This window comes from Candidatus Mesenet endosymbiont of Agriotes lineatus (assembly GCF_964019585.1).
GTDB lineage: Bacteria > Pseudomonadota > Alphaproteobacteria > Rickettsiales > Anaplasmataceae > Mesenet.
The window spans coordinates 779,862-806,730 of the sequence record NZ_OZ026454.1 but is presented as its reverse complement, the minus strand read 5'-3'; the positions used below and the strand labels follow the sequence as shown (position 1 = coordinate 806,730).

The following is a 26,869-nucleotide window of genomic DNA, read 5'->3' as shown; positions in this document are numbered from 1 at the left end:
AGTAAATAATAAAATTTAATAAAAAAAAGAAATATAGTATATTAAAGAATAATTTTATGGTTATTCATATAACTTTGCAGAACCGTTGGAACTATAATTGAACCATCAGCGTTTTGATAATTTTCTAAAGTAGCAGCTATGGTTCTGCCTATGGCTAGTGCAGAGCTGTTGAGAGTATGAACGAATTTCTTTATTTTCTTATCCTGCGTAGCATAATACCTAGCTTTCATTCTTCTTGCTTGAAAAGTACCGCAACTTGAGCAACTTGAAACTTCCCTATATTTACCTTGCTCTGGGAACCAAACCTCTAAATCATAAGTCATCTGTGCGGCAAAGCCCATATCACCGCTGCACAAGAGCATCACGCGATATGGTAGTTCTAGACGTTTTAGCACTTCTTCTGCAATGCTTAGCATACGCTCAAGCTCTTCTTGAGATTGTTCCTCAGTTGTAATACTTACAAGTTCAACTTTACTAAATTGATGCTGCCTAATCATCCCACGTGTATCACGGCCTGCACTGCCTGCTTCTCTACGAAAGCATGGAGAAACGGCAGTAAATCTCATAGGCAGATCTTCAGCATTTACTATGCTATCTGCTACTAGGTTTGTCAGCGGTACTTCACTTGTTGGAATCAGTCTGAATCCATCTGTTGTTACAAAAGAGTCTTCAGCGAATTTTGGCAATTGACATGCCTCATACATTGTTTTTTCAAGCACCAGCGCCGGGTGTGACACTTCAGTACAACCAAATTCCTGCGTATGGATATCTAGCATAAAATTAATCAATGCTCGTTCTAATTTTGCCAATTTATCTTTTAGTATTACAAACCTTGAGCCAGAGATTGCTGCTGCTTGTTTGAAGTCCATAAAGCCTAACTTTTCCCCTAATTCATAGTGTGGTGAAGGCTTAAAGCTAAACTCTTTTGGCTTTCCAACTTTTCTTATCTCTACATTTTGACTTTCGTCTTCTCCTATTGGAACTCCTTCTAATGAGAGATTTGGCAGAGAAGAGAGTAAAATAAATAATTCATCTTCTAGTTTTAGTATTTCAGGATTAATTTCATTAATTTCGTTTGTAATGTTCTTTGACTCTTTCACTTCACTTATATATTCAACTCCATCTCTTTTTAATTCTGCAATCTTATCCGTTACTCCATTACGTTTCATCTGCAAGTCTTGAATGCTTTTGGTTAATGCTCTTTTTTTTGTATCAAGCTCAAGTATTTTTTCTACTACTAATCTTTCTATCCCTCTTTTTTCAATCATTTGGGAGAAAGCTTCAGGATTTTTACGTATGAGTTCTATATCATGCATAAGCGCTACAAAAAATTGATGATAGTATAGAACTAAAGCAACTTCAAAACTATTCTTGTTTATCGGGTTTTTCTGGTGGAGCTTGAGAAAGCATTTTACTTAAAATTTCATCCCTTGATCCCATAGCAGTAACCGTGCCGTCATGCATAACTATTATCTTTTCTACCACAGATAATAAAGGAATTTTGTGAGTAATTATTAAAGTTGTAATTTCATTATTTCGTGCATGCTCAATTGCTTTTATTAATCTCGTCTCACCCGTACCATCCAAGTTGGCGTTTGGTTCATCTAAAACTAAGAGCTTTATGTTACCATAAAAAGCTCTAGCTAAGCCAAGCAACTGTTTTTGACCACCAGAAAGTGTTACTCCTGAGCCACCGATCACTGTATCATATCCATTTTGAAAACTTAATATCAGCTCATGTATTCCAGCAATTTTTGCAGCTTTTATAACTTCTTCAGGATTTGGGTTTGGATCCATTCTTGCAATATTTACTTTAATGCTAGTGTTAAACAATTCGATATCTTGTGGAAGGTAGCCTACATAATGACCAAAGTCTGTGCGATTCCAAGAATAGACATCTGCTCCATCGAGTCTTACAACTCCTGCAATAGGTTTCCAAACACCAACAGTTAATTTTGCTATTGTTGATTTTCCTGATGCACTAGCGCCAATGACACCAACTATATTTCCTGGATCTATAGTAAACGATATGCCCTTGATAGTTGGTTTATTGCTACCGTATGGAGTAAAAAATACTCGATCAAATAACAGCTGTCCCTCAGGTTCTGGTAAAGACATGGTCTGCTCTCTTTTAGGGCTAGTGAGTATTAATAATTGCAGCCTTTTGTAAGATAGTCTTGCCGATGTAAGCATTTTCCAAGTGTTAATTGAAGCTTCAAAAGGCGCTAAAACTCTTCCCATCAAAATCGATGCAGCGATAATGCTTCCAGCAGTTTTATGGGCAACAATTGCAAGCAAAGCACCTGTACCAATCACTGATATTTGCAGAGTTGAGCGTAGAAACTTTGTAACGCCCATAATAACATTAGAACGACTTTGAGCTTTAGTTTGCAAAGTACGATTTTGATCATTTTTTTCGCACCACTCAGTAACTATATGCTCAGCCATACCCATAGCTTCAACTACTTCAGCATTTCTAGTTGCCACGTCTATAGCGTTTATATTTCTGATCGATTCTTCGTTAGTCTCTTTTATTATTCTTTTAGTGGCAAATTCATTCCATATGGCCATAGATAGCAATACAATCACACCAATTATGGCGATAAAGCCAGTAGAAGGGTGAATCATAAATATGGCGATTAAGTAAATTATTGACCATGGAGTATCAAATAAAGAAAATACCCCATAACCAGTAATAAAACCCTTAATCACTCCAAGATCTCTAAGCGCTTCTCCGCTTGATGTAGAACTTCTAACTGACGTGAGCCTTATTGATTTAACTATGAGGTCAGGAGTAACTGCTTTGTCTAACCAATCGCCGATTTTTGCCATTGCCAAATAACGACATGTCTCAAGCATTGAAGAACAGGCAAATGCTGTTAAAGTAATGATTGAAAGCATAATAAGAGTGGGAACGCTACCACTTGAAATAACACGGTCTAATACCTGCGAAGTATAAAGTGGCAAAAAAAGTACTAAAAAATTAATACCAGAGCTGAACCAAAATATAAACCAAAATGCACTTTTGCATTTCTCTAAGCATATATATAAAAGACTTTCTTTTAATTCTTTTGCTACTGCTGGTTGTAGATTTACTCCTTCCACTTCTTATTACCCTTTATAATCTTCTGTCTATTTATAATATATTATTTAAAAAAATATTAATATGAATTATTGATTGTATATTATTACACTTATTCAACCTTTTCTATTTTTACTTTTGTAAATAGTTTAAAAAAATTATTGGTAGTAATTGCTTCTACTTCCTGAGAACTCTTACTCCATAATTTTGCCAGATAATCTACAACATATTTTGTCATTGCTGGTTCATTTTTTTTACCTCTATGTGGTTCCGGTGATAGATATGGTGAATCTGTCTCAACCAGGACACGTTCGTAAGGAATGCTAGTGGCAATATCTCTAATGACTTCAGCATTTTTAAAGGTAATTATTCCAGAGAATGATATATAAAACCCAAGTTCAATTGCCTTTTGTGCAAGCTTATCAGATGAAGCAAAGCAGTGCATAACGGCAGTGAAAGGATCTTTTTTCATCTCTGATTCTAAAACATTTATCATTTCTTCATCCGCTGCTCGCGAATGAATAATTAGTGGCAGGCCCGTCTCTCTTGCTGCTTCTATATGTGCTAAAAAACTTTTTATCTGCTTTTCAGTGTTACCCTGCTTATAAAAATCTAAACCTGTCTCTCCAATACCTATAACTTTTTCATCTGTAGTAAGTTTGATTAAATCTTCTGTGCTTATATATTCTCCAGTAGCAGCATTTGATGGATGTACACCAACTGAGGTATAAACTTGCACGCAAGAGTGAGCAATTTTTAGCAAATCAGCAAATTCACTTATGGTAGTGCATATGGTTTGCATTATACCAACATCATTTGCTTTTGCGTCTGCAATAACCTTGTCTCTTTCTTCTTGTGAAAAATAGTTTAAATGACAATGAGAATCAACTATCATGGCTAAAGTATACTGAAGGATCTAAACATTAAACTCTAACCACAACTCATTGATGATGCAATAACTTGCTTTAGCATAAGTGTTTTTTTCTTCTAGTTAAAGGTAATACAATACTTCCTGATTCAGCTTAAACCATCCTATCATTGCTTGATCTAGCGTTTGTATACTTTGAATGGTAGATGAATTTACCATAATTATTCTCTTCATTTACTACATTGTTAATTATATATTAAAATCTTTAAAAGATCAACATATTAACTAAAAGAAAACTATTATAGCCAAAGTAAACTCTAATTGTAAATTTATCAACTACAACTAATCAAAACGGAAGGTTTAATTAGTGTGGCAAGTTTTAAAGCTCAGAAAGTTATTCATTGCTAATAGCTTTTGGTACCACAAAATATCCATGTTCAGACTTAGCACAAGATAAAATATCATCTTTTGTATTTTCACGGCTAACAATATCTGAACGCATGTGTAATGTATCTACAATACCGCCATAACGCATTGGTAATATATTTTCAGTATTTAAGTATGATAAAATTTTATTTACCCAATTTAGCATAGCTAACTCTCCGGCATAATAGTCAACTTCATCTTGGGACAGTTTTATTTTTACAAGTTTTGCAATCTTTTCTACTTCAGAAGTGTCAATAGCGTTTGCCTCTTTATTACTTGCAAACTTGATTAAAGATAATATTATGTCCTCCGTTGATTTATGTTTCAATTTTACCTCCATAAGAATTTATTGCTTTTACTAAAATGTCTGTGATAGGCATAATTTCAATCTTATCATGTAAGTTATTATTATGAGATATGGTATCAGTTATAACTAATTTATCTAAAGCAGAAGATGAAATTTTATCTAGCGCATTACCTGATAATACCCCATGAGTTATATATGCTATTATAGATTTAGCTCCATGCTCTTGCAATGCAAAGGCAGCATTACATAACGTTCCTGCAGAATCTACTATATCATCTATAATAACACAGTCTTTACCATGTACTTCCCCTATGACCTGCATCACCTCAGATGTGCCAGCTTTTTCTCTATATTTATCAATTACTACAATTTCATTAGTTAAATTGACTCTATATTGGTTTAAAAGAACCTTTGCAAAGTTGCGTGCCCTACTTAAGGCTCCAACATCAGGTGCTACAATCACTGTATTTTCAAGCTTTACACTTCTAGTAGCAAATACCTCAAATGCACTCAAGTTACTTATGGGAATATCAAAGAAGCCCTCTATCTGGCTAGAGTGCAGGTCCACTGCAATGACACTACCCACACCAGCTGTTTTAATTAAGCTCGCAACCAGCTTGGCACTTAGTGCTGAGTGCATTTTACCATTTTTGATTACTCTATCTTGACGGCTGTACCCATAATAAGGCACGACTAAAATTACTCTTTTTGCTCCTACTCTCTTTACTGCATCAGCTATAAGCAACGCCTCTACTAGATTATCATTTGTAGGAGGTGAAATTGCTTGAATAATGAAAACTTCATGACCACTTAAGTCATTTATTACTTCTACGTTTGTTTCTCCATCAGAATATTTAGTAATATTTACATTGCTGACATCTACTCCAAGTCCCAAAGCAACTGATTCTCCTAGGTTTTTACTTGCACTTCCTGCAATAATCTTCATAAATTATTTATAGAGAAAAAGGTAATTATAGATGTATTTTTGTGTAGATCAAATTAAAAGTATTAATTAGTTTACATTGTATGAAAGATGCTAATATAATAATTGTAAGTAAAAGATGTGATCAATGAAGAGGCAATTAAGCTATCTCTAAGAAAAGTAATTGATCAAGATACTGGTAAAGATGTTGTTACGCTTGGTATGGTATCTTCAATAGTAATTAAAGAGGGACATATTGGCTTTGTTCTGCAGTTTTTAAGTAGGGAGCATGCTGTAAAGAAAGCGAATCTTAAAGTAGAATGTGAGAATGCTTTAAAAGCCATACCAGATATAACAAGAGTAACTGTAGTAGAAGCAGTAGTAGGTACTGCAAATCAAAAAACTAGTAATAAAATATCAATCGAGGGAGTAAAAAATACTATTGTAGTCGTATCAGGAAAAGGTGGAGTTGGAAAATCTACAGTAGCATTAAATATTGCAGTATCACTTTTAAAACTTGGCTATAGAATTGCTATTGCTGATGCAGATATATATGGTCCATCATTACCACAAATGCTAGGCAGTCAAGGTCTCACTCCACAAATAGAAAACAAAAAAATGCTTCCTGTAGAAAGATATGGACTGCAAACAATGTCCATCGGTTATGTTATAGATAAAAATAGTGCCGTCATATGGAGAGGGCCAATGATTACCAAGGCATTACACAATTTACTACTTGGAACCAAGTGGCAAGATGTAGAGTATCTAATTATCGATACACCTCCTGGCACTGGTGATGTTCATTTAAGCCTTGCAGAAAAGTTTAATTTAACAGGAGCAGTAATAGTTTCCACTCCTCAAGAGCTTGCTTTAATTGATGCTAAAAAGGCTTTTGATATGCTGAAAAAATTGAATGTATCTATAATTGGTATTGTTGAAAATATGAGTTACTTTAGCTATCAAGGTTCACAAATTCACATTTTTGGAGAAAGCGGTGCAGAAAAAATGGCAAAAGAACTAAACATAAAATTTTTAGGTAAAATTCCTATTGATCAACAAATATGTGAAGTATCTGATAGCGGAAATCCTTTTTTGCTATCTAAAACATTAATGAAAGTCTATAATGATATTACCGAGCAGATCCTAGTTAAGGATCAGAGAGGGTTTTTATCTTTTAATTAATTTATTATTAAATAATATTGTGTATAATTAAACCTACACTTAATTAATATGCTATGTCTATGAAAATACTTTATTGCTTAGTAATTCTGTTATTTGGTACTGACTTAAGTTATGCAGACGAGCTTTTATTAAACAATAGTGATAAGGCAGACGATGCAAATAAAGTTGAAACTAAAGAGAATGAGCCACCTATAGCTTCCCAAAGTTACGCTTTAAACTTGAATGACAAAGAAGATGATATTTTGATAGATGAAAATTTGTTAATTGGTCAGCAAAATATAGAATCAGAAGATTTTGTGCGGTTATTACTTGACAAGAGTTTTGAAGAAGATAAAAATTCTAGTTTACAGGAAGAAAAAGATATTGAGGTTTTTGATTTAGAAAGCCGAAAAAATGATCAAAAAGAAAAATTAAATAACAACATTGAACCAAATAAAAATCCATTACCTCAAGTACAGCGAGATACAGGTACAAGCATAATTGATAAGTCAGATAAAAATAATGAGGACAATAAGACTCCTAAAAAGGGTAATGACACTTCTCGCAACTCAAATAGTGATGAGGTTAAGAATTTTGATGAGGAAAATAACGAACCTTTTAAGTTTCCACAATTGGAAGACCTATTTAAAGATGAGATTACTACATGGCAATATAAGAAAGCACCTAACATTGCTATATATGGTAAGTTAAGTGAAAATAACAACAATCACCTACCAAGAGCAGTTTATTTACAAGACTATAATAAGCAAATTTATTATTGTATAATAAAAGGTGATTTATCTGGCTTAAGAGCCATAGTGAACAAGCTTGAAGATACTGGTATGGCTATAGACGATGTATTTGCACTTCAGCCAGATTCAGTACATGACTTGTTAACTTTCGCTATGAAAACTGGCAAACGCGATATAGTTGATTTTCTTTTATATAAAGGGGCAGTTTTAAATATTAACAATAGTAGTGAGCTTCTTTCTATTGCAATTCAACATGGTTATTTTGATCTAGCAGACTCAATTAAAAAAATAAGAGATTCTTCTTTTAAAAAGATAAATAATGATCCAAATTCTGATATGTATAAATGGGCTATGAAAGTTAAGTAACACAAGAGTTAATCTAGTTGATGTATCATTTTATATTGCCTTAAACTCATTGTAAGTAGTTTAAATCTAAAATTTTTTCTAGAATAGAGATTAGCTGCGTGCTAAAAATTCTTCTATTGACTGATCTGCTTGCTCAACTCTTGTATTAGGTGCACAAAAAAACCTTCTTAACAACTTTATTAATACTGCAGTTCCAATCCCTGTACCAACTGCAGTTATTAACCCAGACATCAATGATTCTTTCCACTCCATATTTATTTCAGAAATCCACCCTTGAATGTCAATGGAGTTATCCCTACCCTTTAGCATAATTGTTATTACTCCTGCTCCAAAAGCTGTAGAAATTGCAATTTTTGTACTAGTTATTGCATTTGCATTGAGCAATGGTCTTATACTCCTTCTTGCATTTCTCTTTCAATGACTTTAGTTAATACTAACTCCACTCCTGCCTGAATAGCTGCTTCTTGCCCTAATGCAAGTAAGTGGCCTTCTTAATATCGCTTCAAACGTTAAATCGCCTACTCAGACCTTACGCTTGCCATGCTAACAATGATATACCACTTAATCTAGATCTTATATTTTCTGTACGCATTTCTCCTATTAGAGCAGATTCCTGACGATAAACTCCAAATCTGATACTGATATAACACCTGATCTAGGTCTTGGATCTTCCCTGCTAAGAAGCGCTGCCAATATTGAATTCGGACCCGCCTCCATATCACGCTCAGAAATTTTTAGCTTCCCACCGAGTCGTATAATGACACCTTCCAATTCTTTTAGTGTAGCATTGTTTAACCTTACCCCATTTTGACTATCACATAATATTAAACAACCTAAAATAGTCCCTTTTTTATTTTCATCAATAGTAAGTTCATCATTGATATGATCACGTCCCAGTTCGTTAATAATTTTAAGTCCTTCTTCCTTTAGTTTATTATCATTATCTACTAGTATTGTGATTATTATTTCTTTTAACTTCTCTAATTCTTGTGGCATAACCCCCACCATTTCTTATCAAAAGTACTTAAATTAATACTTAGTAATGTCAATTAGATTCTCTGAAAACTATCATTTATATTACTATTCTATACAATCTAACTTCATACTTTATATAAAACTTTTATATTATAAAATTATCCTCTATTAAGCAATTTAAGTTAGTCAAGATCTTGATAGATATAGAGTATTTACTCTTTGGCAACTTATGGTATTTTAGATAGGAAAATAAGCAAGATAGATAGGCAAATGTTTTTAAAACCTAAAGGTTTAATGCAAATTATAAGATCAAGCCTACCATGGTTACTTGTTTTTTGTTTTATTTTTTTTATATGTGGGGTATGTCTTGCACTCTTATTCTCACCTGATGATTATAAACAAGGAGAAATTGTCCGTATTATGTACATTCATGTACCAACTGCGTGGATGTCACTTGCAATATATATGCTGATTGCACTTTTGAGTTTTGCATTTTTAGTTTGGAATAATGTAATTTGCAGTATACTTGCACGTGCTGCATCTTCTGTCGGAATGATCTTTGCTGCTGTATGTTTAATTACTGGTAGTATATGGGGAAAAGGAACTTGGGGCACATGGTGGGCATGGGATGCAAGACTTACTTCAATGCTCATTTTATTCTTTTCCTATGTTGGTTATCTTATGCTGTGGAATTTTTTTAGTGATGAAGCAAGAGCTATGAAATCTGCTTCAGTATTTGCGATATTTAGCACAATTAACGTGCCAATAGTTAAATTTTCTGTTGATTTATGGTCAACATTGCATCAACCAGCTAGTATCCTACGTGCAAGAGGGGTGGCAATAGATAGTTCTATGTTAATACCACTTATCACGATGTTTATATTCTTTATATTTTTATTTCTTGTCTTATGGATACTAAATTCCCACGGATTAATTGATACGTATAAGATAAAAAAAGAGACCCTACTTAGGTTTTAAATGATAGGAAGCTTAACTGGTATAATTGATGAAATCAATAGTGACCATATTATTTTAAATGTAAATGGTGTTGGGTATATTGTTTACTTATCAGTAAAAAGCTTAAATTTATGTCATTTAGGGAACAGCATTAGACTCTTTATTGAAACTTATCATAGTAGGGATAATATAGTTCAATTATACGGTTTTATCACAAAAGAGGAGCAATCTTGCTTACGTTTGTTAGTTAAAGTCAATGGTATTAGCTATAGAATTGCAATTACAATCTTAAGTAAATTAGAACCAACTGAAGTTTTATCAGCAATTGCTAGTGGTGATAAAGTAGCATTTAAATTAAGTGGCCTTGGACCAAAATTAATAGCAAGAATCATAACTGAACTGCAAAATGAAGTAAACAAACTTAATATAAGTTATTCTCCTATTGTTCAAGAAGATGCTACCCTCGCTTTGATTAATTTAGGGTATGATAGGTCAAGGGTATACAGTATTGTCCAAGATATAAAAAAGGATTCACCAAGTTTAAAGACTGAAGACATTATTCGCAGAGCTCTTAAGGATCTATTTACCATTAAGTAGAGAGTTCAAAACCCATGCATCCCAAATAATAATGCAAATTAAATAAAATTTCTCGTTTAATAATGTAGTAAAACAGAAACCCAGGTCATACCGGCACCAATAGATGCTAGTAAAACTAAATCCTTAGATTTGATTCTACTTTTTACAGAATCTAGAGCAAGTGGTATTGAAGCTGCAGAAGTGTTTGCATGCTGATTGACCGTGATCACTGTTTTATCTAATGGAAGACCTATCTTTTTAGCAACGGCTTCAATAATACGCACATTTGCTTGGTGAGGAACTAGCCAGTCAATGTCACTGATTTGTAAATTATTCCGCTTTAGGGTTTCCTGGATAACATCTGCTAATTTTTCTGTACCATGCTTAAATACAGCTTGGCCGTTCATATAAATGTAACCAGAATTACCTGTTGTTCCAACTCCACCATTAGTACATAAAATCTCCACCTTTCCATCTGAATAAAGGTGGGTTGATAGTATTCCATGCTCTGAGTCAGAGCTAATCACTACAGCACCAGCTCCATCCCCAAACAGCACACATGTTGATCTATCTTGCCAATCTATAATTTTAGACATAGCATCTGCGCCTATAACTAATGCATACTTTACCTTGCCAGATTTTATAAATTCATCTGCAACTGCCACAGCATATAAAAAACCAGAGCATGCGGCTTGCACATCAAACGCAAATGCATTTTTACATCCTAGTTTTGCTTGTACAATAGTAGCACAGCTAGGAAATGTTTTATCAGCAGTTGTTGTGGCAACAATAATAAGACCTACATCTTCTTCTAATATTTTTGCATCTTTTAAGGCATTATCAGCTGCACGTTGAGCCATATCTGAAGTGAGTTCACCTTCACTTATAATATGTCTATATTTAATTCCTGTCCTTTGATAAATCCATTCATCACTAGTATCAAGCGACCACCTTGCAGCGATTTCATCATTACTTAATCTTTCTTTCGGTAGGTAGGAGCCAATGCCTAAAAAACGGCTTTTATTCAACACTGCTAATACCACTTATTATTTTAGCATTAAGATTGTTACGTATTGCATCAACAGCAAACCTAATTGCGTGACCAAAAGCTATATGATCAGCATTACCATGACTTTTTATCACCACACCATTGAGTCCCAAAAACATAGCCCCATTTCTTGTTTTAGGATTAAAATGATTCAGATTATTGCTTAATTTTCTTCTTATAAAGAAACTAAATAGTTTCATTATAAATGAATTAGATATTTCATCTTTAACGAGAGATATTATTGTATTTGCCATAGTTTCAGCTGCTTTTAACATGACATTGCCAACAAAGCCGTCAGCGACAATAACATCTATATCACCGTTTAAAAATTCACTTGCTTCTATATATCCTTTAAAATTTAAAATGTCTGTTGCACATTTGAGCAAATCAAAAGCTTTACGTATTGCATCAGTACCTTTAATTTCTTCAGTTCCTATGTTGAGCAGAGCAACTTCTGGGTTATCTCTTCCTAAAACAGTCTTTGCAAAAGCACTGCCCATTACTGCAAATTGAAAGAGTGAGTCGGCATTGCAATCCACATTTGCACCTAAGTCAAGCAAGATAAAATCCTTTGACTTAGCTGGAAAAACAGAAGCAATAGCAGGACGATAAATATTTGGCAAGGTACCTAGCACAAAGCGGGCAATAGCCATAAGCGCCCCAGTATTTCCAGAAGAAACCACCCCAGCCACTGTTCCATCTTTAATTGCTTCAATAGCACCATACATGCTAGATTTTTTGCGCTGTCTTAAGGCAAAAGAAGGCTTATCATCTGATAAAATTACATCTACGCAATCTACAAAAGTGCTATTACTTGACACTCTTTTATACTTTGACAGTATAGGTAAAACTTTTTCCTCTTGCCCATAGATATGAAAAGAAACATTAGTATTAGAGCTTATAAGATTATCAAAAAAGAAATCTATACCTTTTATCACCGAAAGTGGAGCAAAATCCCCACCCATTGCATCAACAGCGATAATTACATCATTTGCATTCACTTACTTTCATTTCTCACAATTACTTGCCTGCCACGATAATAGCCATCAAGAGATATATGGTGTGGTAGCATATACTCTCCTGTTGTTGAATTGATAACAATATTTTTAGGTTTAATCGCATGGTGAGAACGATGCATGTCACGACGTGATTTAGACTTTTTTCTTTTAGGTACTGCCAAGATACTCCTCCATATAAAGTATTTTTAATTAAAAGAATTATAGTTAGCATTTTTTTAAAGTAAATGATAGACTTTCTCTTAGAAAACCTATCATTTTATGATTTTAGTTAAAAACTAATCATGCCTCTCAATACCATACTTAATTCCTTCCTCTACTATTACAGAGCTAATTTTTTGATTTATTTTCGTATTACCATTAGTATAATCTCTAATTATTGAACCACTATTTAATTCCACCTTTCCAAGATTCTGTTTCACTATAGCACCTTTACAGTTTTTCTCTATTTCACCGCGGTTTATTATTACAGTTCCGTAATTTTCCTTTATTTGACCATAGTTTATTTCTACTGTGCCATAATTTTTCTCTATTATATCTTTTTCTCTTACTATATTTATTACTTCATCAATATCTACTACTCTCAACATATCACCCCCTACTAATATGAATTGTTTAATTTACAATAACTATGTTCTTATTGAGACATAGATACTATACTATAAAAGGTATAATGCAAGAAGGTAACACTTATTTCAAAGTAAATAGAAGACTTCTTGTAAAAAAAGAAGTCTACCTTGAAATTATTTTTTAGCGTTTACGGCTTTGGCTAGTAAAAACGAAGACACCATCAACATCTGAGAATGTTGTTCCAGGTTGCACACGTTTACCGTTAATAAAAACACCACTTCCATTCATCTCAATGTTAGCTCCTCTTGATGCTCCATGACTTGGTCTTGATTTTTCCTTATTATGATCTCTCTTTATCGTATCATTGTTCATACGTATTGAACCATAATTTTCATCTATTATACCATAGTTCATATGTATTAAAGCATAATTTTTTCTTATGTTACTATTATTCGTATGTATAAAACCATGATTCTCATCTATTCTACCATTATTCATATGTATTGAACCATAATTTCTTCTTATATTACTATTATTCATATGCATCGAATTATGATTCTCGTCCATATTCTCCTTAGAAGAGTGGCTAGAGTGACTATTTCCTGCAGAGAAAAATGTATAAGAGGATTGTTCAGAATTATTACTTGAAAAAGAGAATGAAAAACCCTTACTTCCAGAGTATGTATAGCTATGCTGTCTAGAACTACTACTTCCAGGAGATGATGTAGCATATTTGCTACCAGTTTTTTGTGCGTCTTTTATTATAAATTCATCTAATTTTTCTTTAGCAATGTTTATTTCTTTCATTTTCTCAGTGTTTAATTCTGCCATTTGCTCATCTGTTCTGTGTCTTTCTTGATCTGTGTGATATTTTCGTGCCACTTGTCTACGTTGTGTTTCGATCAATTTTAGCAAATCATCTAAGTTGTTATTCAGAGCATCATTTTCGTTAATTTCTAAAATCTTAAAAGAATTGCTGTGCTTGTTATAAGCTTCTTTTGTAAGGTACATATTTCTCCTTCAATATTTATACTTAATATATTAAGTTCAGTATAAGGAAAATATAACAAAAGCTATATTCTTTCTTCTTTAGTTTGAAAATCACAGATGTTAATAATTTTAGGATCTGAAAATGGTGTTTCTTTATTATGTCCAGTGATCACAACTATACCATTTTGCTTAGCACGCACCAATATCAGTTCAGAGATTAAATAAGTTGCATTATCATCAAGATTTGCAAATGGCTCATCAATAAGCCATAAATTTGCGTTGGCTATAAGTAGCCGAGAAAGGGAAGCTCGCCTCTTCCAACCTTGTGAAAGCTCACTATATCTAATATCTAGCACAGGCTGCAACTCAAGGTAATGCACAGCAGCCATTATAAGCTCTGTTGTTTTTCTTATCTTAGCCCAGAACCTGATGTTTTGCATCACTGTAAGGTCATCCTTAAAAGCGTTCTTATGTCCTATATAAATCATAGAAGATAGGTATAAGTTGCGATCTTCATCTATATCATTTCCGTTGTAACTAATGCTGCCACAAGCAGCTGAGGATAGGCCAACAATAGTGCGCATTAAAGTTGTTTTGCCACTGCCATTAGGACCAACAATTAAAGCTATAGAACCTGCTTCAACTTCAAATTCAAGATTAGAGAATAACTCTCTGCCCCTACGCATGCATGATATATTTTTACATTTGAGCATAGTCTAAAATCTCACATTTGGAGCTTAAGTATAACAATAAATTTTCATTGTCTCCAGTTTACGCATGAGATAGAACTTTACTACACAATAAGTGGTACTGAAAGCTATGAACCCTATTATATGCGCCTTAGATACACAAGATATAGATCAAGCAGTTTCACTTGCAGAAAAACTTAAAGGTGTAGTTTCTATGTTTAAATTAGGCTTAGAGTTTTTTGTGGCCAATGGCATACCTGGAGTGCAGAGGATAATAGATTTTGGCATACCAATTTTCCTTGATCTTAAGCTTTATGATATACCAAACACTATTGCTAAGACAGCTGAAGTTATCAAATCAATGAATGTTACAATGTTAACTTTGCACTTAGGTGGAGGTGTAAAAATGCTCAAAAGTGCATTAGATATCGTTTCTGGTTCAGGTATAAATTTAGTTGGTGTTACCGTTCTAACTAGCATGGATGATAATGATCTACTAGAAGTAGGAATAAACAAAACTGCAAAAGAACAAGTAGCCATTCTTGCTAAAATTGCAAAAGAGGTAAGTCTATATGGAATAGTGTGTTCAGCATGGGAGATTGCGGAAGTACGTAAGGTGTGTGGAAATAGTATTAAAATAATAACACCAGGTATACGCTTGGAGAGTGGCACTGACGATCAAAAAAGAACCGTAATCCCAAAAGAAGCAATAGAGCTTGGTGCAGACTATATCGTAATTGGTAGACCCATAACTGAAAGCTGCGACCCAAAACATACTGCAGAGTTGATACTAGGTTCATTGCAAAGAACGACATAAATCATTATTAATATATTAATTAGTATCAGTGATTTTCCTCTTAAGATGCATTATTCCATTTGACATAATTTATATTTTTATCTACTTGACTACTATCTTTAAATTAGAAATATGAAGAGTCTACTATACTCAGTATTAATTATTCTGTTTACTGCTACAAATAGCTATAGTACTGAACTAAAAGAAGCAATAGATAAATCAATTGCAAGTAGCATAAAGATTAAAGCTCAAAGCTATGCTCTACAAGGGGCTAAAAAACAACTAGGAATGAATGGTATTGCCAGTTTCCTTCCAATGGTTACATATGATTTTCATATTGCAAATGTTAATGAACCGGAAAAAGATATGATTGGTCGTATTAACCCAAATCACCCAAGTGTTGATTATACATCAAAAGTAGGGCAACTCTCTATCAATGAAAGAATAGATGGAAGTTGGCTTGCTGCTCCAAGTCAAGCAAAGTATCAAATTGCTGCAGAAAAATTAAATTTTCTTCAAATCAAGCAAAAGGTTTTACTCGATGCTGTGGGTGCCTATGTTAAGGTTCTTACCGCTATGGGAGTTGAAGACTTAAGTAAACACAATAAGAACGTTCTGAGGCAACATTTGGATATGGCGCAAAAGCGTTTTGCTGTTGGCGAAGTAACCAAAACAGACGTCTTTCAAGCAGAAGCAAGACTTGCCTTTGCAATGTCTGAGCAAATAAAAGCAGATGGTAATCTAAAAATTGCCAACGCTTCCTACGCTCGTATAGTAGGTGAAGAGCCAGAAAATCTTCTGCAACCAACTGATTTACCTGCTATACCAGATTCTTTGGAAGAATGTCTAGAAACTGCAAAAAAGAGTAACCCTATTTTAAAATCAGTGTTCTATAGGCACAAAGCTGCAGATCAGGCAGTTATAATTGCGCTGTCGAAGTCTTTACCATCTCTTGACATTTTAGCTAAGATTAAAAACGTCTATAAGTCAAGCAATCAAAGAGATTACAGTTTATCATTTAATGTATCTGTTCCTATTTTTCAAAGAGGAATGAATTTTGCGGCAATAGATCAAGCAAATTTTACTGCAAAACAGTACATACATGATTATTATGAAGCTATTAAAAATATAGAGGAAGAAGTTATTACTAGATGGGAAAATGTTTTAACTGTTCGCTCCATCCTTGATTCGTCTCAAGAAGCTGTAAAAGCTGCAGAAGTTGTGGTGGATGGAATAAAGCAGGAAGCAGAATTAAGTCTTAGAACTACAATTGATGTTCTTGATGCTGAACGAGAATTATTTAAAGCTAAAATAAATCTTACAGAAGCAGAAGGAAATTATGTAATTAGTATATACAACTTGCTGTTTACAATTGGCAATTTAAACATTACTTAACAAGTATTGTTTATCATATAGGTATTAATTATCCAGTAGGGTGTTTTACTTATGATGCACGATAAAAATGATCAGCAATCTGCTAAGGATGTACTGGAGGATATTAAAAAAGTGATGCATAATAATGGTTACAATAAATCTTCTATGACAAGCCAAAAATTAGATGGTGAAATACCGCATTTTCAATATGATGAAGATGATGATGAGTTTTCGGATTTTGAGGAAAAAAATGAAGAATTTAAAACTTCAAATGATGTTTCTGAGCCACTTATAGATGCTGCAAAGACAGAAGATAAAAGCATGCAAAAACAAGAAAATAGAAGTCTCCTTTCAAAAGAAAATATTGAGGCTGCATCTGCAGAAGTTCAACATTTAATTAAAGAAGTACATAAATCACCTAATGGGTATAGTCTTACCCTTGAGGAACTTGTAATTAGGCTTTTAGAACCTCAGTTAAAAGAATGGTTAAATAGTCACCTGCATAACCTTATCAAGGAAATTGTTGAAAGAGAAATCAAGTATATTACTGGTAAATAATTTTAATTTGATATAATTAGGGTTAATTTGTAACTACTTTTAAAGTGATAACTATATTTTAAATTAAAAACTATATAGGATTAATAAGGCAAACGGAGTAGAAAAACTTATACTTTTATTAAGCAATCCTTCCTTTTTAAAAGATTATTAAATTTTGTATAGACTCTTGAAATATAACTCAAATCTCAATTAGCCCTTTTTTAATAAACCACTGTATTTTTTCAGTTGCTTGTGCTCCAACACTTAACCAATACTTTAACCTATCAATGCTTTTAATCTTTATACGCTCCTTATTATCTTTAGATAACATTGGATTGTAATGCCCTAATTGTTCTATAAAAGAACCGTCCCTTGGTGCCCTTACATCGGCAACAACAATTCTATAAAAAGGACGCTTTTTTGCTCCATGCCTTGCTAACCTTATCTTTACTGCCATATTACAACTATTTTATTAACTAACTTTTCATTCATTATAGGTTAGTAAGTTTACAATATCAATATAAATAAAGCTGTATAAAAATGAGAAAAGTATTAAACTCAAATAACTTTAATTAACAGATAATATTTATGAAGGTTACGATATTAGGGTGTGGTCCCTCTGTTGGTATTCCAACAATTGGATGTAAGTGTGACGTTTGCAAATCAGCTTTATCTGATAGTAAAAACAAAAGAACACGTACTTCAGCTCTAATTGAACATGAAGGTACCACTATACTTATAGATTCATCTCCTGATTTTAGAATGCAAGCAATTGCAAATCAGATAGATAGCATGGATGCAGTGATATATACTCATCCTCATGCTGATCACTGTGCAGGCATAACCGAATTATCTGCCATAGAACCAAAAGAAGGGCAAAAAACTCTGCCAATATATGGAAGTATCAATACTCTAACGAGTATAATTTCCAGTTATCCTCAACTTTTTATTCCCAACACTCCAAGTAATCCATGGAATAAATGTCATTATCTAACTGTTAATAGAGTTGACTATCATAGAGAATGGGAAATAGGAAGATGCAGAATAGTTGCTTTTCCTCAAGTTCATGGAAATATAGTGTCTACTGGTTTTATTTTTAATGATCTAGTTGCATATTGTACTGACGTAAAAGAGTTTCCACAGAAATCTTGGGAAATATTAAAAAGTAAGGAAGATTTAACCTTAATACTAGGATGCATAGGATATCAAGAAGCTACTGCTCATGCTCATTTTGATTTATGTCTTAACTGGGTTGAACAGTTAAGTACTAAACAGGTGATACTTACTCATATGAGCCATTATATTGATTATTATACAATTAACAGCAAACTTAAAACAACTCCAAAAATTAAAGCAGCATATGACAGCTTTGCTGTAGAAGTATAAAAGCAATTTCAGGTATTTTTAATAATTGAACTTGCATTAATTTAGTGTAAATAAAAATATATAATGAATAAAAGATATATTGATAATAACAGCAAAGAAAATAGGGTAGATTTCGTATTTAGAGACTATGGCATGTCAATTGTAGTGATTTTAACACTCATGTCTATCCCTATTATTTTAATATCGATGCTTTACCTTTTTGATGTATATAGTAGACACTTTAGTATTGAAATCAATGTACTAATTATAATAATAACCACTGCATTTTTGATTTTTAAGATAAAACTCTACAAGGATGTAATAAACAAAGTAGAATTCCAAAATGCAGTATTTGCCAACGCGCTAAATCATAATACTGAATTTTGCCTTATTGTACATAAAAGTGGCAGTGTTATTTATGCAGATGCTAGGTTTTACGAAAGGTTTAAAGCCTATGATCAAAACATTAGTTTAAGTAATGTATTAACAATGGGAGGAGTTGTAGGAAGGGAACAGAAAGCTTTTTATAAAGCCCTAAAAAATAACTCTTCAATACAGACTTACTTTTCCTTTTATAAAAATAACAAAACATCAAACTTTCTTTTAACTCTTAGTCCTATTAGTACTAATCCAGAAATTGCTATTGATGAGTGTCATAAAGTGTATAATTTATCATTTATTCCTATAGCTAGACCTCAAGAATACTTTGTCTTAAAAGCAACCAAAATAAGCAAAGAACAATTATATGAAAAATTAATGGAAGCCCACTATATAGGAATTTATTGGCTTAATCCCAACGGAGTTGTTGTGTATGCAAATAAAAGTTTTTTAAGAATGTTTGAACTAGAAAGTTTAAAAAAGGATACTTTATTTATCGACTTTATTGCAAAAGTTAAAGATAAAGAACAAACGAAAAACGGGGAGATTATACTTTGCACTGCTAATGGAATACCATTTAAAGCGCACATAAGTAATGCTGTATTTTATGATAAGTATAATAACCGATATAGATGTGGTTTAGTTACACCAGTTACATCAAATATAGATGATTATCAACTTAATCCGTGTTTTACCAATGCACCAGTTGCTATTGCATTGTGTGATAGCAAAGGCAACTTTATCAAAATAAATCAAGCACTATTAAAATTAGTAAAACAAAAAAGTACAGACTCAATCTTTACTCTAATAGTAAAAGAAGACCATAAAAAGATCAAAGAATACCTTGAAAGCAGTAATATTAATAATATGACCGAAGATGTGAAATTACAGAATAACCAGAATATTAAAGTATATTTTAATAAATATACTCACAGTAACGATATATTTATTATTTGCTACTTTATTGATAATACGGAACATAAGAACTTGGAAATAAAATTTGAGCATTATCAAAAAATGCAAGCAATAGGTCAGTTAGCTGGGGGCATAGCGCATGACTTCAATAATATTTTGACTGCAATAATAGGTTTCTGTGACTTGCTTTTAATAAGACATACAACGAATGATCATTCGTTCTCAGATATAATGCAAATTCAGCAAAATGCAAAACGAGGATCAAATTTAGTAAAGCAGCTTCTAGCTTTTTCTAGGAAACAAACTCTGCAATTTAAAATACTTGATGTAAATAGTATTGTAGCTGATCTTTCACAGATGATAAAAAGGCTTATCGGAGAAAACATAGAATTCATACTGGATTACAAGCAAGATGGTGGATTGGTAAAAGCAGATCAAGGGCAGCTGGAGCAAGTAATAATCAATCTTGTTGTTAACTCTAGCGCTGCCATGGAAAAAGGTGGCAAATTGATTATCAGAACACTCAAGGCAAAAATAGATCATACAACTACCGTAGCGCAAGATGTGTTTTTATCCGATAAAGAGCCTATAGAACATGGTAAGTATATTGTTATAGAAGTAATAGATAATGGATGTGGTATTAAGAAAAATGTCATTGGAAATATATTTGAACCTTTTTTTTCCACTAAAGATATAAAGTCTGGTACTGGTCTTGGGCTATCGACAGTATATGGAATAGTAAAACAAACAGGTGGATATATTATGGTTGATAGTAAAGAGGGAATTGGTAGCAAGTTTAGCATATTTTTACCAGCAGTACATATGTTAAAAAGTAATAAGATTCACAACAAAGATAGAGAGATAAAAAATATAGCTACAATTGATATACACCATGGTGGCACAGTTTTACTCATTGAAGATGAGGATTCAGTTAGAATTTTCAGTAGTAGAGCATTAACGAAAAAAGGTTACAATATTATAGAAGCAGACTCTGGCAAACGTGCTATAGCAATTATAAAGGAGAAAATTAATAAAATAGATGTTATAATAACTGATGTAGTAATGCCAGAAGTTAGTGGTCCTGAAATAGCAAGGGAAGCAATCAAAATTAAACCGGATGTTAAAATTATTTTTATTTCAGGATATGCTGAAGATGTCTTTCTAAAAAATGAGGACATTAATATAAAGGAGTTTCATTTTTTACCGAAGCCTTTTACTCTAAATGAGATAACAATGAAAATCAAAAAAGTATTAGAATCAAATAATTAATTTACACGATTTTAGTTTTAATTTAGACTAAACATAATTTCTTGATTTAGTGCAATGTCAGTACCAATTACAGTAGCATATGGTAATGGAATAGGCCCAGAAATTATGGAAGCCGTGCTTTCTATATTAAAAGAAGCAAAAGCAGATGTAAGTATAGAAAGTATAGAACTTGGCGGGCGTCTTTATGAAAAGGAATGGGAAGCCGGTATCTCTGATAGTAGTTGGGAGTCTATTGGGAGGACTAAAATACTTTTGAAATCTCCAACTACAACGCCGCAGGGAAAAGGTCATAAAAGCTTAAATGTTGCCTTAAGAAAAAGGTTAGGGTTATATGCAAATATTAGACCGTGTATATCATATCATCCTGTAATAGAAACAAAATTCAATTACTTCAACATAGTAGTAGTGAGAGAGAATGAAGAAGACGTGTATGCAGGAGTAGAGCACAGATTAACTGAGGATACTTATCAATGCACAAAAATTATCACAAAGTCTGCATCACAAAGGATATGTAATTATGCCTTTGAGTATGCACTAAAGAATAATAGAAAAAAAGTTACTTGTTTAATAAAAGATAATATCATGAAAATGACAGATGGTGTCTTTCATGAAGCCTTTAGGGAGGTTGCTGAGGATTATAAAGCAATACAAGCTGATCATTATCTTGTTGATATTGGAATGGCAAAAGTTGCAACTAATCCAGAAGCTTTTGATATCATTGTAACTGAAAATTTATATGGTGATATACTGTCAGACGTTGTTGCTCAGATTTCTGGCTCTGTAGGGCTTGCCGGTAGTGCAAATATAGGAGATGAGTATGCAATGTTTGAAGCAGTGCATGGATCTGCTCCTGATATTGCTGGCAAAAATATAGCAAACCCTTCTGGGCTTTTAAATGCCGTTGTACAAATGCTTATTCATATAGGACAGGTTGAGATAGCTCAATTAATTTCTAATGCATGGCTTAAAACACTTGAGGATGGTATCCATACTGCTGATCTCTATAAAAAGGGAAAAAGTAGCAAAAAAGTTGGTACCACTGAGTTTGCACAATCTGTAATTGATAACTTGGGGCAAAAACCAAAGCTTTTACCTGAGTTTCTGGTAAGTAAAAATATTCAAACCAATAGGGAAATATTTCCTTTAGAAGAAAGCATAAAACAGAGTATTAGGAAATTGGTAGGTGTTGATATATCAATTAGGTGGGATAATTCCGCTAATTTAAATAAGTTAACTGATCTTTTTTTAAAGGAATCAAGTAAGGTAAATCTTACTACTATATACTCTAAAGGATTAATTGTATGGCCACAGTCTAGCAAATTTGTTGGTGATCAAATAACTTGTAGGTTTTATGCTAACCAAAATAGTGATATCAATGAATTATTAGTTACTCTTGAAAAAGAAGATCTGGATGTTGTAAAATTAGAAAAACTTTATTACTTCGATGATAAACCAGGGTTTTTCTGTTGATAATTCTATAAAGAACTTATCTATTCTTAGATAAAAACCTTCTTAATAACCTCTTTTTTGTTCACAAGATTCAACACAGCTTATTAGGTTTAAACATAGAGGTTCAGCTTTAATATTGCTTCTTCGCGTTCTTCCATTTCTTGATCGATTTACAGGTAAATCTTTGAAAAATTTCATTACAACACCTCCAAATAAATAAAACACCTACGAGGAGTATAGCAATAACCATTATTGTTAATATATGTGAGGGCATTTTATTATTGCTATTACCAACTTGACTTAAAGAAGATGTAGGCTTAATATGACTTGAATTGAATAAAGATGTCAATGACTTTAAATTTTGCGAAGTATTTTCTATGGGTTGATAATATTGATCAAAGCACCCTTTCATGTCTGGAAAACTATATCTTATTAATATACCACAGCTTTCTGATGTACTATATTTTTCTTTGGAAACTAGGCAATGATAAAGATCCCATACCTTGTTGTATTTTATTTTATCTTTTCTATCACACTGAACAACAAAAATAAGGTTGATTTTTCTTTGCAATAAGCATTGACAGAAGATGAGATACTCAAGAATTAGTTAATACATAATTAATGTTTTTGCCTCTTGGTGTGAAGCATGTTATGAAGAGCATAAGTTTTGGTTAAAAGTTGCACAAGAAAATACAATTGAGATTTATAGCATCAACTATTTCGATACTTATAGTAAAATTCAAAGATGATTATAAAAAATGGAAATCCTTATGAAATGGTTGTTACTGATTACAATGGAGACATCAGTAGAACGCTAAAAGTAATCCGGAATCCCTTAGTTATTGGTCACCAAGGTTATGTTACGTGTCATGTAGCTGATAATATAACAGAGCAAGTATGGAAAGGGCAAATATTACCAATATTAGCTAAAGGTAATAGATAATTTTATACTAAAAAATATTTAATGTAATTGGAGGTGGCTTATACTAAAATAAGTATAACTTATATTGATAATAATTATGTGTATAACCAAATGTATAGACCATTTTGTTCTTATAAAGCCAGAAGTGAATGTAGCTTATGTTCTTATTTCCTCTCTTATATTTAGTATAACAATGGTTGCAATGTGTTTAATAGATAGACGTACATTTTTAAACAGCAAAATTAAAAATTCAACAGATCCAAAAATAATGTTAATCCAATTGCCATTTTTAATATCATTATCTACATCTATTTTTATATGTCTTATTAACGCATTCATTTTAAAGTATAAGAATAATCGTTTCGTGCATGCATCTGATCTTACTGCAGCTGAATTACAATTACGTGGTACTGTAGAAGATAGAAGTATAATATTTGATCTCTGAGCATTTTATAGTATATTTTATAATATAATAAGTCTACTGATATCTTGAAGAAAATACTTAACCTACACTTAGTATCTGACTCAACAGGAGAAACTGTTGCATCAGTTGCAAGAGCTGCAGTTCAACATTTTAACTCAATTGATGCCAGAGAAAACGTGTGGTCTTTGGTACAAGACAAGCAACAAATTGATAAGATTTTAGGATTGATAAAAAAAGATGAGCATAATTTTGTCATCTGTACTATCACTAATGATAAGCTAAGAAATTACTTGAAAGAGAGTTGTCGTACCCTCAAAGTTCCTTATGTGGCAATACTGTCTCATATCATGAGAGAAATTTCATCTTATTTGAATGTTAAGAAAGATTCATTTCTAAATTTGCATAATAGCTTAAGTGATAATTATTATGAACGAATGGATGCAATTAATTACACTATCAATCATGATGATGGACAAAATATTTATGATATTGATGAAGCTGATGTAGTCTTAGTTGGAGTGTCACGTACATCAAAATCACCAACTAGCATATACTTAGCTTATCGTGGTTATAGAGTAGCAAATTTACCTTTTGTTGATGAGGTACCTTTTTATGTAGACCTAAAGAAAATTAAAAACACATTAGTTATTGGGTTAACTATAGATATAGATAGACTAATACAAATACGTAAAAATAGGCTGATTTCAATAAAAGATATAAATAATAAGCAGTACATAGGCACTGAGCAAGTTGAAAAAGAAATACTAGAAGCAGAAGCTTTTTTTTCTAACAATAAATGGCCAATCATTGATGTAACACAACGATCAATAGAGGAAATAGCTGCAATTATAATGCAATATTTTCATAAAATGCAAAAAATAGCTGACTAAAAGTTAAAACTTGGCTTAGCAGAAACGTACTCAATATTGACACTAAGAAGAGATGAAGTATGTTTTACGAGAGAAAATAAAAAAATTACTTCAGTAGATTGATCCTAGGTCAATTACTTGTTAGTAATTTAAATAAAGACATAACAAAATGGATTTTTGTTCCTGATAATAAGAGTTCAAATGAAAAGATTATAAGATTTGCGCTGATGACGGGGGTGGAAACAAAAGCAAGCCATTGTTTTTAATATAATTGAGATATTATCAGAAGACATCTTGCCTTTAGGAGGTATAGTAAATCCCATTAGCAACAGAACCATTAAAAGGCACGATTGATAGCTAAATTTATGAATTAGGTAAAATTTTTCTAATTCTAAACTTTAAAGTATTCCAAAAATGTTCAATTGGGTTTAAATCAGGAGAGTATGGCGGTAGAAATATTAACTTACAGCTTGCATTTTGAATCAAGTTTTTTGTGAATATCACAAACTACAACTTCGTTTTTTTGAAGCTCTGGGTATAAAAATTTCTCAATATACGCCTCAAAATATACTGCTATCAATATAGCTGCTATAATTTCTTTGCCTCTTTTCCCAGCAATTATTCTCACTCCTTCTGGGTGAAATTTTTGCAATCTCCTTTAGGAGCATACGTATATTCCAGACAAAGGCAGCTATTTACACCACATTCGTCAATATATATAATTTATCGGTTTTTTATACTTCTCTTATAAAATCCTTTGCTTTCTTTCTCAAATCTAATGAATGTTACCATCTCTTGCTCCTCTCATCAATGGGGTTTGCTATAATATGTTAACACATTATATTTATTTAAATTTTTTGAGAAATGGCTACTAAACACATTATAAGTTACTTAACCAAAGGAATATATAATACATAGATTAATCATAATAGGGGATAGTTAAATGAGTAAGTTTTTAGCTAATATAAACAGCAATTCTAAACCTGAGGATTCACAGATAGTTAATTGGGAAGTTATAAAAAATCGTGAATACTATAATAATAGTTTATCAAAAATAATTAATTTATATATAATTAAGACCTATGAGCCACAAAATAATGAGTTTCTCTTAGGAAGTAAGCATTATTTTAATACAGCTTTGGTAAGAATTATTATTGCAAGAGAAAATATCCTTTTAAATAAACTACTAACAATTGAAATAATGAAAGAAATATTTCCTGATAGATTCAATAGCAATAGTAAAAAAAGAAGCAATATGTTACATTTACAAGATTTATATAGTCACCTGTGCTATACGTTAAACGCTATATTATCTAAAGATATGGAAGAAAATTTTATTAAAGAATATAAAGATGCTGTGAGCTTATTTAAAAGTTAAAAAAAGTTGAGCTACTTTATGATCCATATCATTTAAGCCATCTATAAGTTTTTTATCTATTGTAGATATTATAATTTTATATGGATCTTTTTGTATCGCATCAACACTCATAGTACCGGGAGTTAGTGTAACAGAATTGGTAAATAAAGCCAAGCTCATGCTATTTCTCTGTTGTGACTGAAAAACAATAACCTGAGGATTGAACGATAATTGCCATACTTTTTTTGCTATATATGCAGATGATAGCACTACTTGCAACATTAACCAGCCAATATAAGCAATAAAACGAAAAAAAAACACTCCATCTGATTTATTCCAAATATTTAAACTACTTAAACGTTGACAAAATAGTATAGTAAATAGGCAACTGAAGATACCCGATACTACAAAAAAACACTCAAAGTGACCAGATAAAATAATCCATAAAATCAACAGTGTAACATAATACCTAAAATATCTAATATTCATTACTTTAAAAACTTTTATGC

Annotated in this window: 31 protein-coding genes; 14 read left to right on the top strand and 17 right to left on the bottom strand. The window is 32.3% G+C overall.

The window, feature by feature from the left end:
* Positions 1-41: 41 nt before the first annotated feature.
* The 5 genes from serS to AACL19_RS03830 all read right to left on the bottom strand — a co-directional run bounded on the left by serS (position 42) and on the right by AACL19_RS03830 (position 5,629).
* The gene (gene serS / locus AACL19_RS03850; protein ID WP_339045205.1) at positions 42-1,316 is read right to left on the bottom strand and encodes a serine--tRNA ligase; all 1,275 of its coding nucleotides are present in this window, start codon (positions 1,314-1,316) and stop codon (positions 42-44) included.
* Positions 1,317-1,365: 49 nt separating this feature from the next.
* Positions 1,366-3,105 (bottom strand): type I secretion system permease/ATPase, encoded by a 1,740-nt coding sequence (locus AACL19_RS03845; protein WP_339045204.1) that lies wholly within the window; start codon positions 3,103-3,105, stop codon positions 1,366-1,368.
* An 89-nt stretch (positions 3,106-3,194) separates the two neighbouring features.
* Positions 3,195-3,977, bottom strand: a complete 783-nt coding sequence (locus tag AACL19_RS03840) for a TatD family hydrolase (protein WP_339045203.1) — start codon at positions 3,975-3,977, stop codon at positions 3,195-3,197.
* A 367-nt stretch (positions 3,978-4,344) separates the two neighbouring features.
* Complete coding sequence (gene gatC, locus AACL19_RS03835) at positions 4,345-4,704, bottom strand: Asp-tRNA(Asn)/Glu-tRNA(Gln) amidotransferase subunit GatC (RefSeq protein WP_339045202.1); 360 nt, start codon at positions 4,702-4,704, stop codon at positions 4,345-4,347.
* A complete protein-coding gene (locus AACL19_RS03830) occupies positions 4,694-5,629 on the bottom strand; it encodes a ribose-phosphate diphosphokinase (RefSeq protein WP_339045201.1) in 936 nt (311 codons plus the stop codon). Before AACL19_RS03830 ends, gatC begins: the two co-directional genes overlap by 11 nt.
* 117 nt (positions 5,630-5,746) lie before the next feature.
* On the opposite strand from AACL19_RS03830, the gene AACL19_RS03825 reads away from it, so the two are divergent.
* Both AACL19_RS03825 and AACL19_RS03820 read left to right on the top strand, forming a co-directional pair.
* On the top strand, positions 5,747-6,787 hold the full coding sequence (locus tag AACL19_RS03825) for an Mrp/NBP35 family ATP-binding protein (RefSeq protein ID WP_339045200.1): 1,041 nt from the start codon (positions 5,747-5,749) through the stop codon (positions 6,785-6,787).
* Positions 6,788-6,846: 59 nt separating this feature from the next.
* Positions 6,847-7,884, top strand: coding sequence for a hypothetical protein (locus AACL19_RS03820; RefSeq protein WP_339045199.1), 1,038 nt, complete (start codon positions 6,847-6,849; stop codon positions 7,882-7,884).
* Positions 7,885-7,974: 90 nt separating this feature from the next.
* On the opposite strand, the gene AACL19_RS03815 is transcribed toward AACL19_RS03820, so the two are convergent.
* Together AACL19_RS03815 and AACL19_RS03810 are read right to left on the bottom strand one after the other, a co-directional pair.
* The gene (locus AACL19_RS03815; RefSeq protein ID WP_339045198.1) at positions 7,975-8,268 is read right to left on the bottom strand and encodes a hypothetical protein; all 294 of its coding nucleotides are present in this window, start codon (positions 8,266-8,268) and stop codon (positions 7,975-7,977) included.
* A gap of 216 nt (positions 8,269-8,484) precedes the next feature.
* A complete protein-coding gene (locus AACL19_RS03810; protein ID WP_339045197.1) occupies positions 8,485-8,880 on the bottom strand; it encodes a hypothetical protein in 396 nt (131 codons plus the stop codon).
* A gap of 249 nt (positions 8,881-9,129) precedes the next feature.
* Here AACL19_RS03810 and ccmC point away from each other — a divergent pair, with 249 nt between their 5' ends.
* Positions 9,130-9,837: a heme ABC transporter permease CcmC gene (ccmC, locus tag AACL19_RS03805; RefSeq protein WP_339046670.1), complete on the top strand. Its 708-nt coding sequence runs from the start codon at positions 9,130-9,132 to the stop codon at positions 9,835-9,837.
* The gene (gene ruvA / locus AACL19_RS03800; protein WP_339045196.1) at positions 9,838-10,413 is read left to right on the top strand and encodes a Holliday junction branch migration protein RuvA; all 576 of its coding nucleotides are present in this window, start codon (positions 9,838-9,840) and stop codon (positions 10,411-10,413) included.
* A 56-nt stretch (positions 10,414-10,469) separates the two neighbouring features.
* On the opposite strand, the gene AACL19_RS03795 is transcribed toward ruvA, so the two are convergent.
* The 6 genes from AACL19_RS03795 to ccmA all read right to left on the bottom strand — a co-directional run bounded on the left by AACL19_RS03795 (position 10,470) and on the right by ccmA (position 14,729).
* Positions 10,470-11,420: a beta-ketoacyl-ACP synthase III gene (locus AACL19_RS03795; protein WP_339046668.1), complete on the bottom strand. Its 951-nt coding sequence runs from the start codon at positions 11,418-11,420 to the stop codon at positions 10,470-10,472.
* On the bottom strand, positions 11,413-12,441 hold the full coding sequence (plsX, locus tag AACL19_RS03790; RefSeq protein WP_339045195.1) for a phosphate acyltransferase PlsX: 1,029 nt from the start codon (positions 12,439-12,441) through the stop codon (positions 11,413-11,415). Before plsX ends, AACL19_RS03795 begins: the two co-directional genes overlap by 8 nt.
* Entirely contained in the window at positions 12,438-12,620 is a 183-nt protein-coding gene (gene rpmF / locus AACL19_RS03785; RefSeq protein ID WP_339045194.1) for a 50S ribosomal protein L32, read from the bottom strand. The genes plsX and rpmF overlap by 4 nt, the downstream gene beginning before the upstream one ends.
* Positions 12,621-12,734: 114 nt before the next feature.
* Positions 12,735-13,046 carry a hypothetical protein gene (locus tag AACL19_RS03780; RefSeq protein ID WP_339045193.1) on the bottom strand — a complete coding sequence of 104 codons (312 nt, stop codon included), beginning with the start codon at positions 13,044-13,046 and terminating at the stop codon, positions 12,735-12,737.
* A gap of 160 nt (positions 13,047-13,206) precedes the next feature.
* Entirely contained in the window at positions 13,207-14,037 is an 831-nt protein-coding gene (locus AACL19_RS03775) for a hypothetical protein (RefSeq protein WP_339045192.1), read from the bottom strand.
* A gap of 62 nt (positions 14,038-14,099) precedes the next feature.
* Positions 14,100-14,729, bottom strand: coding sequence for a heme ABC exporter ATP-binding protein CcmA (ccmA, locus tag AACL19_RS03770; protein WP_339045191.1), 630 nt, complete (start codon positions 14,727-14,729; stop codon positions 14,100-14,102).
* Between the two features lie 106 nt (positions 14,730-14,835).
* Between ccmA and pyrF the strand changes: the two genes are divergently transcribed.
* The 3 genes from pyrF (at position 14,836) to AACL19_RS03755 (ending at position 17,433) form a co-directional block, all read left to right on the top strand.
* The gene (gene pyrF, locus AACL19_RS03765) at positions 14,836-15,522 is read left to right on the top strand and encodes an orotidine-5'-phosphate decarboxylase (RefSeq protein ID WP_339045190.1); all 687 of its coding nucleotides are present in this window, start codon (positions 14,836-14,838) and stop codon (positions 15,520-15,522) included.
* A gap of 111 nt (positions 15,523-15,633) precedes the next feature.
* Complete coding sequence (locus AACL19_RS03760) at positions 15,634-16,896, top strand: TolC family protein (RefSeq protein ID WP_339045189.1); 1,263 nt, start codon at positions 15,634-15,636, stop codon at positions 16,894-16,896.
* Positions 16,897-16,947: 51 nt separating this feature from the next.
* Positions 16,948-17,433, top strand: coding sequence for a DUF2497 domain-containing protein (locus tag AACL19_RS03755; RefSeq protein ID WP_339045188.1), 486 nt, complete (start codon positions 16,948-16,950; stop codon positions 17,431-17,433).
* A 178-nt stretch (positions 17,434-17,611) separates the two neighbouring features.
* On the opposite strand, the gene rpsP is transcribed toward AACL19_RS03755, so the two are convergent.
* Positions 17,612-17,869: a 30S ribosomal protein S16 gene (gene rpsP / locus AACL19_RS03750; RefSeq protein ID WP_339045187.1), complete on the bottom strand. Its 258-nt coding sequence runs from the start codon at positions 17,867-17,869 to the stop codon at positions 17,612-17,614.
* A gap of 131 nt (positions 17,870-18,000) precedes the next feature.
* On the opposite strand from rpsP, the gene AACL19_RS03745 reads away from it, so the two are divergent.
* The 6 genes from AACL19_RS03745 (at position 18,001) to AACL19_RS03720 (ending at position 25,024) form a co-directional block, all read left to right on the top strand.
* A complete protein-coding gene (locus tag AACL19_RS03745) occupies positions 18,001-18,798 on the top strand; it encodes an MBL fold metallo-hydrolase (RefSeq protein WP_339045186.1) in 798 nt (265 codons plus the stop codon).
* A gap of 63 nt (positions 18,799-18,861) precedes the next feature.
* On the top strand, positions 18,862-21,339 hold the full coding sequence (locus tag AACL19_RS03740; RefSeq protein ID WP_339045185.1) for an ATP-binding protein: 2,478 nt from the start codon (positions 18,862-18,864) through the stop codon (positions 21,337-21,339).
* A gap of 54 nt (positions 21,340-21,393) precedes the next feature.
* Entirely contained in the window at positions 21,394-22,809 is a 1,416-nt protein-coding gene (gene icd, locus AACL19_RS03735; protein WP_339045184.1) for an isocitrate dehydrogenase, read from the top strand.
* A gap of 724 nt (positions 22,810-23,533) precedes the next feature.
* Entirely contained in the window at positions 23,534-23,731 is a 198-nt protein-coding gene (locus AACL19_RS03730) for a hypothetical protein (RefSeq protein ID WP_339045183.1), read from the top strand.
* Positions 23,732-23,912: 181 nt separating this feature from the next.
* Entirely contained in the window at positions 23,913-24,155 is a 243-nt protein-coding gene (locus AACL19_RS03725; RefSeq protein WP_339045182.1) for a hypothetical protein, read from the top strand.
* A 41-nt stretch (positions 24,156-24,196) separates the two neighbouring features.
* Positions 24,197-25,024, top strand: a complete 828-nt coding sequence (locus AACL19_RS03720; protein ID WP_339046666.1) for a pyruvate, water dikinase regulatory protein — start codon at positions 24,197-24,199, stop codon at positions 25,022-25,024.
* Between the two features lie 342 nt (positions 25,025-25,366).
* Here the strand turns inward: AACL19_RS03720 and AACL19_RS07060 are convergent, their stop codons facing one another.
* Complete coding sequence (locus AACL19_RS07060; protein WP_410519843.1) at positions 25,367-25,507, bottom strand: transposase; 141 nt, start codon at positions 25,505-25,507, stop codon at positions 25,367-25,369.
* The gene (locus AACL19_RS03715; RefSeq protein ID WP_339045181.1) at positions 25,467-25,655 is read right to left on the bottom strand and encodes a hypothetical protein; all 189 of its coding nucleotides are present in this window, start codon (positions 25,653-25,655) and stop codon (positions 25,467-25,469) included. The genes AACL19_RS07060 and AACL19_RS03715 overlap by 41 nt, the downstream gene beginning before the upstream one ends.
* A 291-nt stretch (positions 25,656-25,946) precedes the next feature.
* On the opposite strand from AACL19_RS03715, the gene AACL19_RS03710 reads away from it, so the two are divergent.
* Positions 25,947-26,381 carry a hypothetical protein gene (locus tag AACL19_RS03710; RefSeq protein ID WP_339045180.1) on the top strand — a complete coding sequence of 145 codons (435 nt, stop codon included), beginning with the start codon at positions 25,947-25,949 and terminating at the stop codon, positions 26,379-26,381.
* On the opposite strand, the gene AACL19_RS03705 is transcribed toward AACL19_RS03710, so the two are convergent.
* Positions 26,367-26,849: a Na+/H+ antiporter subunit E gene (locus AACL19_RS03705; RefSeq protein ID WP_339045179.1), complete on the bottom strand. Its 483-nt coding sequence runs from the start codon at positions 26,847-26,849 to the stop codon at positions 26,367-26,369. The genes AACL19_RS03710 and AACL19_RS03705 overlap by 15 nt on opposite strands.
* Positions 26,850-26,869 lie beyond the last annotated feature (20 nt).